Annotated in this window: 11 protein-coding genes and 1 pseudogene; 3 read left to right on the plus strand and 9 right to left on the minus strand. The window is 31.7% G+C overall.

Features of this window, described 5'->3' with window-relative positions:
- Positions 1–156: 156 nt before the first annotated feature.
- From N456_RS19925 to N456_RS19935, 3 genes and pseudogenes are all read right to left on the minus strand, one after another.
- Positions 157–1,062 carry an anti-sigma factor gene (locus N456_RS19925; protein ID WP_062061078.1) on the minus strand — a complete coding sequence of 302 codons (906 nt, stop codon included), beginning with the start codon at positions 1,060–1,062 and terminating at the stop codon, positions 157–159.
- Positions 1,063–1,134: 72 nt separating this feature from the next.
- Positions 1,135–1,803 (minus strand): Crp/Fnr family transcriptional regulator, encoded by a 669-nt coding sequence (locus N456_RS19930; RefSeq protein ID WP_062061081.1) that lies wholly within the window; start codon positions 1,801–1,803, stop codon positions 1,135–1,137.
- A gap of 125 nt (positions 1,804–1,928) precedes the next feature.
- A pseudogene (locus N456_RS19935) lies at positions 1,929–3,176 on the minus strand (nicotinate phosphoribosyltransferase); the annotation flags it as partial.
- 285 nt (positions 3,177–3,461) lie between these two features.
- Here N456_RS19935 and N456_RS19940 point away from each other — a divergent pair.
- Positions 3,462–3,647, plus strand: a complete 186-nt coding sequence (locus tag N456_RS19940; RefSeq protein ID WP_148639388.1) for a hypothetical protein — start codon at positions 3,462–3,464, stop codon at positions 3,645–3,647.
- Positions 3,648–3,729: 82 nt separating this feature from the next.
- On the opposite strand, the gene N456_RS19945 is transcribed toward N456_RS19940, so the two are convergent.
- From N456_RS19945 to N456_RS19970, 6 genes are all read right to left on the minus strand, one after another.
- Complete coding sequence (locus N456_RS19945) at positions 3,730–5,997, minus strand: aconitate hydratase (protein ID WP_062061086.1); 2,268 nt, start codon at positions 5,995–5,997, stop codon at positions 3,730–3,732.
- A 300-nt stretch (positions 5,998–6,297) separates the two neighbouring features.
- Complete coding sequence (locus N456_RS19950; RefSeq protein WP_062061089.1) at positions 6,298–6,726, minus strand: hypothetical protein; 429 nt, start codon at positions 6,724–6,726, stop codon at positions 6,298–6,300.
- Between the two features lie 202 nt (positions 6,727–6,928).
- Entirely contained in the window at positions 6,929–7,885 is a 957-nt protein-coding gene (locus tag N456_RS19955) for an AAA family ATPase (RefSeq protein ID WP_062061093.1), read from the minus strand.
- Positions 7,886–7,892: 7 nt separating this feature from the next.
- Positions 7,893–9,326, minus strand: coding sequence for a peptidylprolyl isomerase (locus N456_RS19960; protein WP_240315565.1), 1,434 nt, complete (start codon positions 9,324–9,326; stop codon positions 7,893–7,895).
- Positions 9,319–10,167, minus strand: coding sequence for a hypothetical protein (locus N456_RS19965; RefSeq protein WP_062061163.1), 849 nt, complete (start codon positions 10,165–10,167; stop codon positions 9,319–9,321). Before N456_RS19965 ends, N456_RS19960 begins: the two co-directional genes overlap by 8 nt.
- A 103-nt stretch (positions 10,168–10,270) precedes the next feature.
- Positions 10,271–12,328, minus strand: coding sequence for a peptidylprolyl isomerase (locus tag N456_RS19970; protein WP_082422606.1), 2,058 nt, complete (start codon positions 12,326–12,328; stop codon positions 10,271–10,273).
- 177 nt (positions 12,329–12,505) lie between these two features.
- Here N456_RS19970 and N456_RS19975 point away from each other — a divergent pair, with 177 nt between their 5' ends.
- Positions 12,506–12,745 carry a hypothetical protein gene (locus N456_RS19975; protein WP_062061102.1) on the plus strand — a complete coding sequence of 80 codons (240 nt, stop codon included), beginning with the start codon at positions 12,506–12,508 and terminating at the stop codon, positions 12,743–12,745.
- A gap of 87 nt (positions 12,746–12,832) precedes the next feature.
- Positions 12,833–13,351 carry an OmpH/Skp family outer membrane protein gene (locus N456_RS19980; protein ID WP_062061105.1) on the plus strand — a complete coding sequence of 173 codons (519 nt, stop codon included), beginning with the start codon at positions 12,833–12,835 and terminating at the stop codon, positions 13,349–13,351.
- Positions 13,352–13,397 lie beyond the last annotated feature (46 nt).

A 13,397-nucleotide genomic window follows, 5' to 3' on the forward strand; every position in this document is an offset into this window, starting at 1 on the left:
TCATAAATTAAGTTGATTCTGCTATACTATTTTTATCTATCATAGATAGGTAAACTCACTTTTACTCATTAAAAATCATTATATGAGCTGAGTACTGGTATAAAAAAAGCTACCTCGGAAGGCAGCTTAGTTAAATAATAAAAAATAAACAAAGAATTATCGTGATACATTTCCTGAGGGAAATGATTTGCTATTAAGTTTAAATGGATAGCTAGTTGGTGCTGTATCCTTACCTGCTGTACCGACCAAAGGTTTTAATAAAAATGGCGCTGCTGAGTTATCTGGGAATGGTTCTACTGAAATTACCACTGTTTTTTCTCTAACGTCTAAAGGAAATGGTACTCCATCTGGTGCATTTCTAAAAAAGTCTTCTCCTGGCAAGTTTGGTCCATTAGAAGCTACCTCACTAAAACCATTTGCATCTCCTGCATTATCATCAGGGATAGTACTCATAGTAAATGTTCCTGTAGAAACTGGAACCCCTTCAGACACTACCCAACCTTCGTATTTCCATCCTGCATTAAGAACTGGCAATTTTAAATCTGCTACTGGTGGCATTCCTGGAGTACCGAACCATACTCCGAACTGATCATTTTTATTATTAGCTGTTCCTGAAGCTTCATCTGTTGGTGTTCTCAAGAAAAAATTTCCTGAAGAAGTAGAAAAATCTCCTTTCCCTACCGGTTCTAATCCTACAGTTGCTGTATTAGCTGTTCCAAAATCACCTTTTAATAATTTTGTATCTGCTGGTGCTGGGTTTGTATCAGGGTTAGGTTCTATTGTAAGTACAAATGATGTAGCTGTACTAAGTGATTTTGAATTAACTTTAAACGATGTACTTGATAGTTTTCCATCTTTATCTACAGAAAATGTTCCTGTAGAAACAGGAGCTCCATCAACAATAATCCAACCTTCATATAGATAATTACTCCCTAAATCTTCTAACCCCGTAAGGTTAAGTGTTAAATTAGATTCGGTTACTCCACTAGAATCATCATCACTACTACAAGAGGAGGCGATACATCCAATCACCAAGGCTCCCATTACTATTTTTCTAAACATTTTTTTTCTTTTTATAGTTTTACACTACAAAAATACTTGCCTTAATTGTATTAAAACGTTAGCTAGCTTACACTAAGCGACATTTTTTAATCGAATTTCTTTTCTATTAAAGTCAATAACATTAGATTCTTTGAGTTCGTTTAGAATAATATTTAGAGTTGGCCTCGATGTTCCTATCAGATTAGCTATGTCTTTTTGAGTATAAGGATGCTCTATAACCATATCACCTGTGTCTGGGCAACAATGTCCATAATCTTCTTTAAGTTCATTTAAAAACTCTAATAATCTTGTTTTTGTGTCTTTAAAAAGAAGTAATTGCAATCTTCTTTCTAAACGTTTAAAACGCATTCCTATAAACTTATAAATCCTAAGACTAAAAGAGTAATTATCTCGCATAAGTCCATGCATAGTTTCTACTCCAATAGGGCAAATAGAAGTTGTATTATCAACAGATTGTGCAAACTCTGTTCTTTTATTTTCTCCAAGAATAGCTTTCTCTCCAAAAATCTCTCCTTTAGTGAGAATAGCTTTTATCACCTCACACCCATCTTCAGCATAGTATCCTATTTTTACCTTACCTTTTTCTATAAGATAAACTTTGTTAGCAGAATCTTCTTCAAAATAGATATAATCATTTTTTCTATAGGCATCAAAATCATGCCCATCTTTAAACCTCTTAAACTTATGTGGACATAATAATTTAAAGAGATTAGAGTCCTCAAAAAACCAAATAGTGTTCATCATAACTGTTTTTTTAAGATATTAATTAATTTTTAGTCATAAAACGCTGAAATCCCTTACATTATTATACAAAAATACTCTCTCATAATTTTATTAACAGGGGCATTGTCAAGCAGGTATGCTACTTATTTAACAATTCTCTTTCTAATTACCGATAAGCTTTCATCAATCAATATTTCTCCATCTTTAAAGATAGTTTTTAATAAGCCTTCTTTTTCTTCTTCACTAGAAACCTGATCTTTATATTTAATCTGCCCTTGATCTTCATATAATTTGATACGTCCTTTTGCTGATTTCTTAGTTCCATCATCAGTAATAGGGTCTTTAAAAATCTCTCTTCCTTCTCCATTTATTTCTACATAGGTAGCTTTCATAGCAAAACCAAAAGTATCTCTGGTATTATATTGATATGTAAAACTTCCTATTCCTAAAACTACATTGGTAGATGCAAATCCTTTTGCTTTTAATCGTTCACAGATCTGAGTAGCTCTATGAATAGTAATACTATCTCCATAGATTGCTCCTATTTTAGGGTTCAAAACTTTATATCCCTGATCATTTATAGTTCCTCCAAATTCTTCCCAAAGCAATTCTATTACTCCTTTTGCAATAGTAACATCATTATGATCACAACCACAAATAATATCCACAGGATCACCGGAATCAGGTCTAATCACGAGCTTACCTTCTCTTTCTAAAATTTCATTTCTTAGTTTAGGTAAATACTCTGTTAATACTTTCCACAAATCCCATGTATCAGAAACTACTGATAGTATTCCTGTAGGGTATGTCTTTAATAATCTTCTAAAAGTTCCTATTTCATCGTCTTTACTACCTGCACACATCACACTATGCTCTGTTGCATTAACACTACCTACAACTAATTCTGTAGTAACATCTGCATTATAATATGTTTCAAAAGATTTTGCTACAGGTAATGTATCGCTTCCTGAAAAAGACAAAGCGTGCCCCATACCACTTAGAATAGAAGATTCTATTCCAGACATCCCCCTCATAGAAAAATCATGTCCTTGCCAAGTAATAAAATCTACATTATCCTTATCAGTCTCCATAGCAAAAGAAAATAAGATTTTTCTATACTGCTTCGCAATGGTAGCAGAGGTACAAGGCTGCCAAATAATATTAGATAGTAATGTTTCTAAGTAATTTGTAAGCCAAAAGAATTCTGGTTTTGTATTCATTACGGTAAACATTGGTACTCTAATAGGAACTTCTGTTCCTTCTGGTAAAGCTTTAATTGTAATAGGTAAATATCCTAAATCATGTAATTCTTCGATATGTGAAACATCATAATCTATACCTAGATAATGATCTACATATTTTTTATATGCTATAGTTACTTCTTTTTTAGGACCGCATCAACTGCTATTTTTATATTTTGGCGTATCATACACGCAAATTTAAGTAATTCTATTTTTGAAAAAAAACTTCTCTATATTATCAAGAACACCTACTATTTTCATACCAGAAGAACATTATAAATTGCTTAATTCGTTTTTCAAATCATTTTACTCCTTCTTAACACTAGTTTTATGGTAGTGTTAATATAACAATTGGCTAAAGAAAAAGCTGTATTTTTATGGATAAGCTCATATCCTGAGAGCCATATACAGTTCAGGGTTATTACACAAAAAATTATGAAAAACACACTTTTAAACCTAGGAAAAAAATTATCCAGAACAGCACAAAAACAAATTAATGGTGGCGGCAATCCATGTGATACATACAACGGTCCAATAATTGTTACCTGTAGCCAATACGAACAGCTTCCTCCTCAGCACAAATTTTGTGTAATGGTTAGTGTAGATTGTTTTCCTCGCTAATTCATTTCTAATTCAAACAAAAAAACTCCCAAAAGTTAGCTTTTGGGAGTCTGTTTTTTTTATAATATTTTCTTATATTATTTTAAGCATTTTCTTTTTTAATTAAGTTTAAGGCTGATCCTTCTTTATACCATTCAATTTGGGAATCATTATACGTATGATTTAGCATAATACTATCTTTAGTCCCATCTATATGAACAATTTCTAATGTTAACTGTTTTCCTGATGCAAATTGATTAAGATCTGTAAAATTAAACGTATCGTCTTCTTGTATCAAATCATAATCACTTTCGTTAGCAAATGTTAACCCAAGCATCCCTTGTTTTTTAAGGTTTGTTTCATGGATACGAGCAAATGATTTTACAATTACTGCACATACCCCTAAATGACGTGGTTCCATTGCTGCATGTTCTCGTGATGACCCTTCTCCGTAGTTATGATCTCCTACAACAATAGTAGGCACTCCTGCAGCTTTATATGCTCTTGCTGTATCTGGTACACCACCAAACTCTCCTGTTAATTGATTTTTAACAAAATTTGTCTTTTTACCAAATGCATTTACAGCTCCTATTAAACAGTTATTAGAGATATTATCTAAATGTCCTCTATAACGTAACCATGGACCTGCCATAGAAATATGATCTGTTGTACACTTACCAAATGCTTTTATAAGCAATTTAGCGCCTTTAATTTCTTCTCCTATTGGCTCAAATGGTGTTAGCAACTGTAATCTTTCTGAAGTTGGACTTACTTTTACTTCTACACTGCTACCATCTTCAACTGGGGCTAAATACCCGTTATCTTTTACTTCAAATCCTTTTGGAGGCAACTCCCATCCTGTTGGTTCATCAAACATCACCTCTTCACCGTTTTCGTTAATTAATTTATCTACTAACGGGTTGAAATCTAATCGTCCTGCAACGGCAATTGCAGCAGTTAATTCTGGTGATGCAACAAAAGCGTGTGTGTTAGGGTTACCATCTGCACGCTTAGCAAAGTTTCTATTAAAAGAATGTACTATACTGTTTTTTGGAGCATTTTTTGGATCACTATACCTTGCCCATTGCCCAATACAGGGTCCACATGCATTAGTGAATATTTTCGCATCTAGTTTCTCAAATATTCCAAGAATACCATCTCTATCTGCTGTATATCTTACTTGTTCAGAACCTGGATTAATCCCTAATTCTGCTTTCATTTTTAATCCTTTATCTAATGCCTGCTGTGCAATTGAAGAAGCACGAGATAAATCTTCGTATGAAGAGTTTGTACAAGAACCTATTAATCCCCATTCTACTTTTAGTGGCCAATCGTTAGATGACGCTTTTTCTGTCATTGTACTACCTACTGCTGTTGATAGATCTGGAGTAAAAGGTCCGTTTAATAGAGGTCCTAATTCAGATAAATTAATTTCGATTACTTCATCAAAATATTGCTCTGGATTAGCATATACTTCAGGATCTCCTGTTAGATGTTCTTTTACCTTATTTGCTGCATCAGCTACATCTGCTCTTTCTGTAGCTCTTAAGTAGCGTTCCATAGACTCATCATAGCCAAAAGTAGATGTTGTAGCACCAATTTCGGCTCCCATATTACAAATAGTACCTTTACCAGTACAGGACATTGACGTTGCCCCTGGGCCAAAATATTCAACGATCGCGCCTGTTCCTCCTTTTACGGTAAGAATTTCTGCTACTTTTAAAATCACATCTTTAGGTGCAGTCCAACCAGATAACTCTCCTATTAACTTTACTCCTATTAACTTAGGAAACTTTAATTCCCAAGCCATACCAGCCATAACATCTACTGCATCTGCTCCTCCTACACCAATTGCTATCATTCCTAATCCTCCTGCATTTACGGTATGAGAATCAGTACCAATCATCATTCCTCCTGGAAAAGCATAATTCTCTAGAACAACTTGATGAATAATACCCGCTCCCGGTTTCCAGAATCCAATTCCGTATTTATCTGATACTGATTCTAGGAAATTAAATACTTCACTACTAACATCATTAGCGTTTTTTAAATCTACTGCTGCTCCTTCTTTAGCTTGTATTAAGTGATCACAGTGCACAGTAGTCGGTACTGCTACTTTATTTTTTCCGGCCTGCATAAATTGTAGCAATGCCATCTGTGCTGTTGCATCTTGACAAGCAATACGATCTGGTGCAAAATCAACATAATCTTTTCCACGTGTAAACGCCTCTTTTGTTTTTACATCCCAAAGATGTGAATACAAAATTTTCTCTGCCAGGGTTAAAGGTTTACCTGTAACTTCTCGTGCTGCATTAACACGGTCTGCTACTTGACTGTATACCTTTTTAATCATATCGATATCGAATGCCATATCTAATTTTTTTAGTATTGAAAAGTTCTGCGAAAATACAAATTTTAAAGGATTTTCTTAAATGAATACTTATAATCCTTTTTTTTTGCATTTAAAGAAAAATAAGCCTTGTTATTCCTCTAAATTCATAAATTAATTCAATAAATATTATTAAATCATTAAAAATTAAGATAAGGAAATAGTTTAGTCCCTTTTTATATTACGAAAACGTTATAGCTACTATTAAAAAATAACTTAAAAAAAAAGCAGAAGTACTTAAAAAAAAGTAAAAGTGAAGCTCCATTGCCCCACTTTTTAATTCTATTCTTTTTTAATCTCTCGTTTCTTCTTTCTATTTTTTATCTTTCTATATTGTGCCAATTGAACTTCTGTGAGAGATGTTTTAAATTTTTCATTTTCGGTTTTCATAAACTGCTTATGATTCTTTAGCATCGTATGTTGTTTATCGCTAAATGTCATCATCAAAGCTTTTCTTTTTTCTTTCTTATCAATACTTTTATCTTTTACAATTGCTAATTGTTCTTCTGTAAAAGTAGCTCTCATTGCTTTTCTATGTTCTTTTCTCAATTGTTTTTTAGCATCTAATTGAGCCTTTTGACTTTCTGAAAGGTTTTGATAGAATTCTTTTTTCAATGCCTTATGATGAGCTCGTTTTTTCACTTTTTCTGATTGAGCTGATATGGACATAACTGCCATAACTAATAGTATGGTGCATATTATATTTTTCATCTATTTCTTTTTTTTATATTAAACAATAATCTATCGAACGTTCAATACCTAAGACTAATAAATGTAAAAAAGGTTTAATTATCGAGAAGAAAAAAAATAGTAAATTCAGTGCACTCTAGATCAAACTACGGGACAGAGAAATATCTCTCGTTATTTAGTCACTAAAAAATAATTTAAAAAATATTGGAAAAAACTTTAAGTACTAAAACAGACTCTGAATCACATCTTCTACACTGACGCCTTCTGCTTCTGCTTTATAGTTTTTTATAATACGATGACGAAGAATCCCCATAGCAACTGCCTGAACATCTTCTATATCAGGAGAGTATTTCCCTTTTATTGCAGCATTTGCTTTTGCTGCTAAAATTAAATTTTGAGAAGCTCTCGGTCCCGCTCCCCAATCTATATAATTTTTCACTAATTCGTTAGCAGTATCTCCATTAGGTCTAGTTTTTCCTACCATAGAAACAGCATATTCAATTACATTATCTGCTACTGGAATACGACGAATCAAGTGCTGAAGATCAATAATTTCTTGTGCTGTAAATAATGAATTCACTGTAGCTGAATGATCTCCTGTTGTGCTCTTTACAACTGCTACTTCTTCTTCAAAGCTTGGATATTTTAATTCTATCGCAAACATAAATCGGTCCAATTGCGCTTCTGGTAATGGATAAGTTCCTTCTTGCTCAATAGGGTTTTGTGTAGCAAGAACAAAATATGGCAAATCTAATTTATAATGATGACCTGCTACAGTTACTGATCTTTCTTGCATTGCTTCCAAAAGTGCTGCTTGAGTTTTTGGAGGAGTACGGTTAATCTCATCTGCCAGAATTATATTAGAAAACACTGGACCTTTTATAAATTTAAAATGTCTTGTCTCATCTAATATTTCACTTCCTAATATATCACTAGGCATCAAATCTGGGGTAAATTGAATTCTTTTAAATTCTAAACCCAGAGCTTTTGATATCGTATTTACCATAAGAGTTTTTGCTAGTCCTGGCACACCAATCAACAGGGCATGACCTCCTGAAAAAACAGAAATAAGTATTTGGTCTATTACTTTTTCTTGACCAATAATTACTTTAGAAATCTCATTCTTGAGTTCTGAATGTTTTCTTACTAGTTTCTCTATAGCTACTACGTCGTCTGACATCTTATATTTATTTTTTTAACCAGTTACCACTATATTCACAATCTCTATATTCGCCGTTTACCTTTATATAGGTATCCATTATCTTCTCACTCTGCCATTTTCGAATAGCATCAATTTGTTTTTTTCTCAATGCTAATTCTCTAATTTTAAGATAATCATTTGCGTAATCTGCTATATGCTCATCATGTCTATTAAGCACTGTGATTAGTTTAAATTTTTTACGTCCTTGACGATCTTGATCAGGAATAACTAAGGAAACTTCATTAGTTTTTAGTTTAGAAACCTGATCATACAATATAGGGTCTATTTTTGAAAGCTCAAAATGAGTATCTCCTGTTGTAGGGTTTAATAATTGTCCTCCATCTTCACGGGTCTCTTTCTCATCACTAAATTTTCTTGCTGCTTCTTTAAAATCTATAGTTTTTGAAACAATCTCTCTACGTAGAGAGTCTACTAATTTTTTAGCTTCTTCTACAGTTGCTCTAGTTACATCTGGGATAAGAAGGATATGCCTTACATCTATTTCTTCTCCTCTTATCTTATCTACTTTTACAATATGCCATCCAAAATCTGTTTTAAAAGGTTCGCTTACCTCTCCTTCTTGCAAGCTAAAAGCTACATCTTTAAATTCTTTTGCAAAGTTCGTCTGGCGATCCATTGTATATTTCCCTCCTTTAGATTTAGAGCCTGGATCTTGAGAATATAATACTGCTTTAGTAGCAAAACTACTTCCGTTTTCTACGATATCTTCTCTAAACTGCTTTAATCTATCTACTACTTTTTCTTCTTCTTCTTCTGGTATCTCTGGTTCTATTACAATCTGAGCCAACTCGACCTCTGTCCCGAAAAGTGGTCTTTCTTCTTTTGGGATATCATCAAAAAATTCTCTAACCTCTTCTGGAGTAACCTCTATATCTTTAATAATTTTAGTTCTCATTTGTTCTGCTAGTCTATTTGCTTTATTAATCTCAAATAGTTCGCTCTTAAATTCTGCTAAATTATCTTTTTTATAAAATTTTAGTACTTTTTCTACTGTCCCTAACTCATTTGTCATATAATTTAGTTGCTGGTCCACCATAGAATTAACTTCAGCATCTTTTACTATGATACTATCCTGTATGGCGTGATGTGCATATAGTTTACTTTCGAACAAGCTTCCTGCAAGCTCACAACGACTTACATCAGAGGTGGAAACTCCTTCGCTCACCAATTGTTTATAAGCAGTTTCTACATCACTATCTAAAATTACATTTTCTCCAATTACTGCTGCTACACCGTCTATTTTGGTTCTTTGAAATGATTCGTTTAAGGGTGCTACAGCGGTAGCTTCTGTTGTTGTTGTATCAACTTCTTGTGTTACACTCTCTATTATTTCTTGAGCATAAAGCCCTGCATTCACATTAAAGGTAAGTATCGCGCATAGCACGGTAATTTTAATCATAAACTTCAAATTGTTTGTTCTCAACTGCATCTCTTGTAATGTCTTTTTCTATTTTTTTTATCAGTTCTAGCTTTCTTCGATTTAATATAATTTGCCTTATTGTAGGTTTAATATATTCTAAAGGTGCTATTTCGCCACGCTTTAACACCTCTTTTATTTTGATCATGTATACTCCTGTAGAATCTTCAAGCTTACTATACTTTCCACTTTTCAGGAACTTTGTTTTATCTTGTTTTTTAAAAATCGCAACTTTATTAAGAACTTGATCTAACTTCACCCAAGTAGAATCATTTAGTGAATAGGCTATATAATCTAACTTATTCTCTTGTAACTCTTCAACATCCTCTTCATTAAAACGATCAAATTGTCGCTGCGTTGCACTCCTATTTTTATAATCAAGTGGCAAATGTAAGTAACGTAATTTTACTAACTCCTCATTAAGGTTAAAATTTTTTAAGTTTTGATCATAATATAGCTTAAGATCTTGCTCTGTAATCTCCATATTAATAGATTTATTGATTACAGCATTCTTATACGCGTTAATATATAAAGTACTTTGGTAACTCTCGACAAGGTCATCAAATTCTCCAAGCTCTTCTTTACTAAGATTTAGTTTAGCCTTGTCTATAAATAATTGACGTGTCGCCCATCTATTAATATAATTATTAATGATATTAACGCTATCGTTTTTAGAAGTATTTAGAGGTACTATTTTTTCAATATCACTTTTATACAAATAACTGTCATTAACTCTAGCAATAGCTTCTTGCTTAATCTGAGTTTTAAAATTCTGACAAGAAACAACTCCTAGGCATAGAAGTATTAATTTATAATATTTCACATTTTTCAATCTTTTCTACTGCTTAAAATTCGAAATTAATTGCAAAATATAAGGATATATAATTAACTTCTCGTTATTAAAGAATAATTAATGAAGAGCTTTCTTAGATAGACAGTTCTTTTTTAGCCTTTTTTAAGGTCTTTTTATTGACTTTTATTGAGTATTTAGTTTTCAAATACTCAATCCATTCATTTTCTGCATTTTTTTGAAAATCATTAATAACCTCTCCTTTTGTTTCTTCAAAAGCCTTTATTCGTGGAGGTAAAACTTCTTTTACCATAATCAAAGTCATAAAATTCTCTTCTTCTAAAATCATTGTTTTCCCTTTTTCTGCAGAAAAGTCTTTAGGCAATATATCTCTTCCCTTAATTAATTCTTCTTCTGAAAAAAGTACTAATGATGTATTTCCTTTATTAATTTCATTTTTTATTTCTCCAATAGATTTTTCTTTCTTTAATAGTTCTTGAACTCTATGTATTGCTTCTTGCTTTGAAGATGAAGCTTTAAACACTTTATATGTTTCATTTTGGGTATAGCTCTCTTTATGAGTTTCATAATATTTTTTAAGTCCTATAGAATCTGTCTTAGATACATTCCATATTTTTGATTCCATCAGATCAAAAAGCAAAAGTCCATCACGGTATTCTTGGATTATATTTGCAAATTCTGAATTATCTTCTTCTAAATGCTCTTCATAATACCTTAACAATGTCAAAGATTCAAATTTTGTATAACTATCCTCTACAAAAGCTAAAACATCTACATGTTCTGCGATTTTATTTTGATTAATTTTTAAGAATTCTGCAAAATCTTTATAGGTATATATTTCTTTTTTTATGTTAAAAAGGTGTTTTTCCTGTTCTTTGTCTCCTAACGTATTACTTTCGTTATTTAAGGATGCTGATGAAGAAATAAATTCTTTAAAATATGCAATCGCTTTTTCATTTTTAGGTACTGAATATTTTTCTTTTAATGAGTTAATAAACGACTTTGTTACTAACTTTGATCTACTATCTCTTTCTACTTTTTTGGTTAGTTCGCTTTTTTGTTCTTCAAAAGTTTTGGGAGCATGCTTTTCTATTAATTGTATAATATGCCAACCATATTTAGTTTGTATTGGTGCTGATATTTCGTCTTTCTTTTGTAGGCTAAAAGCTGTTTCTTCGAACTTCTTAGAATTAAGCGCTCCTTGACCAAAACGTCTAATCTTACCTCCATCTACTGCTGTACTAGGGTCATCACTATATTGTTTTGCTAAAGAAGCAAAAGAAACTCCTTGCTTAAGCTGTTGATCAATTGTTTTTATTTTTTCTTCTGCCTCTTCAGTAGTTCGATTCTGATTAATCCCTACCATGATATGTGCCACTGTTACTTCTCCCAACTTCTGTTCTCTATTATTAACTTTGACGATATGATATCCAAATTGAGTTCTGAATGGTTCTGAAACCTCTCCTATCTTAGTCTTGTATGCAGCTTCTTCAAATGGATATACCATTCTAAAAGCAGAAAACCATCCTAAATCTCCATTGTTTTGACTCACCGAAGGATCTTGGCTATATTCTTTGGCTACGCTACCAAAAGGCACTCCACTATCAATTTTGTCTTTTGCTTCTTTTATTTTTTGATAAGCCAAAATAGTATCTTTTGCTAATGCATTAGGCTTTACCATAACCAGAATATGACTTGCATTAACTCGTTCGAGAGAACGCTCATATGCTTGTTTTATCAATGCAGCAGAAGTTCTTGTATCTGTAAGATATCCTTTTGCTAATTGTTTTTTATATCCTTCCAACTCTTTTTGGTACGTAGCTTTCTTATCTAATCCTAAGTCTTTTGCTTCTTCTATTTTTAATTTATAATTAATAAATAAATCTAGGTAATCATCTATATTTTTCTGTGAATTATCCTTAACCAAATCTATATTCTTAAGGTACACCCTTTTAAATTCTGATATATATATTGGTGTTTCATCTATTGTAAACAGTACTTCTTTTGATTGTTGAGCATTTGCTAGTGTAAAAAGAATACCTGTCAGAAAAAATAATAATGATTTTTTGTACATAATTTCTATATAATAAGCCCTGAATTGGACAAAAATAATACTATTAAAATGTTTTGCAAGCTCCTTTCTAACGATGTAAGTATAGTATATAGTATTCATTGTTTAAAAAAAAATACATTCAGAACATGTTCTAATTACATTATTTATGTCATAGCATAAAAAAGTTATCGAATATCATTTAATGATTCGATTGTTTAAAGTCAATAAATTTAAAGTTTCTTTTTCTGAATTATTATATTGTTTTATTTTTAGCGAATACTATATTATAATATTATTTTGGAACGAAAATTAAAATTAATTTGGGATTTTAGAGGACCTAACGCAAGTAAAACAGCGCAACATCATGAAATCCACCTTAAAGAATATATTTCTTTAGAAAAACTATCTCTAAACATTACTGGATACCAAGATCTTAACGATTCATATAGTTTAGCATATATGATCGTCACTGATTCTGAAATGAAAATTGTTCGTGATGCTTTAAAACCTCATCGAGGACAACTATATGAGGAATAGCTAAAAAAAATAATTTATGGCATGCATATTGTCTATCTGCTTATATATATATTTGTAGCACTTAAAAATTAGAAAATAAAAAATAGAATGAAAAAAATAATTGTATCAATCTTACTATTGGTTGTTAGCATTCAATTAAATGCTCAGTCAAAAACCGGAACAATCGATTCTGAGTTTATTCTTTCTCAAATGCCCGAACTTAATAAAGTTAAAGAAGACTTAAAAGCTTACAACACTAAACTTGAAGCTCAATTAAAAGTAAAGGTAGATGATTACCAAGGTAAAGTAAAAGCATATCAAGAAAATGTAGCTTCTTTTACAGAGCCTGTAAAAAAAACTAAACAAGAAGAAATTATCACTTTAGAAAATGACATTGCAAAATTTCGTCAAAATGGAGCTCAACTAGTTCAGTTAGAACAGAACAAATTATTACAACCATTATACAAGAAAATTGGAACTGCACTGGAGCAAATAGCTAAAGCTGAAAAATATACTCAAGTATTCACTATTACTTCTAGCGGTTTAGCTTTTGTTGATCCTGCTTATGATCTTACTAAAGCGGTTATGACCAAACTTGGAATTGAGATAAAAGAGCCTAAAAAATAGGTAAAAAACGAAACTATTTTTCATAAAAAAAACGCATCAAATTGAT

It is taken from the genome of Aquimarina longa SW024 (assembly GCF_001401755.1).
GTDB classification, from domain to species: Bacteria; Bacteroidota; Bacteroidia; order Flavobacteriales; family Flavobacteriaceae; genus Aquimarina; species Aquimarina longa.

What these genes read in the sequence shown, in the direction of transcription:
- N456_RS19950 (WP_062061089.1), bottom strand. Translation starts at nt 6,726, where the DNA reads ATGAAAAATATAATATGCACCATACTATTAGTTATGGCAGTTATGTCC.
- N456_RS19930 (WP_062061081.1), bottom strand. Translation starts at nt 1,803, where the DNA reads ATGAACACTATTTGGTTTTTTGAGGACTCTAATCTCTTTAAATTATTA.
- N456_RS19970 (WP_082422606.1), bottom strand. Translation starts at nt 12,328, where the DNA reads ATGAATACTATATACTATACTTACATCGTTAGAAAGGAGCTTGCAAAA.
- N456_RS19980 (WP_062061105.1), top strand. Translation starts at nt 12,833, where the DNA reads ATGAAAAAAATAATTGTATCAATCTTACTATTGGTTGTTAGCATTCAA.
- N456_RS19940 (WP_148639388.1), top strand. Translation starts at nt 3,462, where the DNA reads ATGAAAAACACACTTTTAAACCTAGGAAAAAAATTATCCAGAACAGCA.
- N456_RS19955 (WP_062061093.1), bottom strand. Translation starts at nt 7,885, where the DNA reads ATGTCAGACGACGTAGTAGCTATAGAGAAACTAGTAAGAAAACATTCA.
- N456_RS19945 (WP_062061086.1), bottom strand. Translation starts at nt 5,997, where the DNA reads ATGGCATTCGATATCGATATGATTAAAAAGGTATACAGTCAAGTAGCA.
- N456_RS19925 (WP_062061078.1), bottom strand. Translation starts at nt 1,062, where the DNA reads ATGTTTAGAAAAATAGTAATGGGAGCCTTGGTGATTGGATGTATCGCC.
- N456_RS19960 (WP_240315565.1), bottom strand. Translation starts at nt 9,326, where the DNA reads ATGATTAAAATTACCGTGCTATGCGCGATACTTACCTTTAATGTGAAT.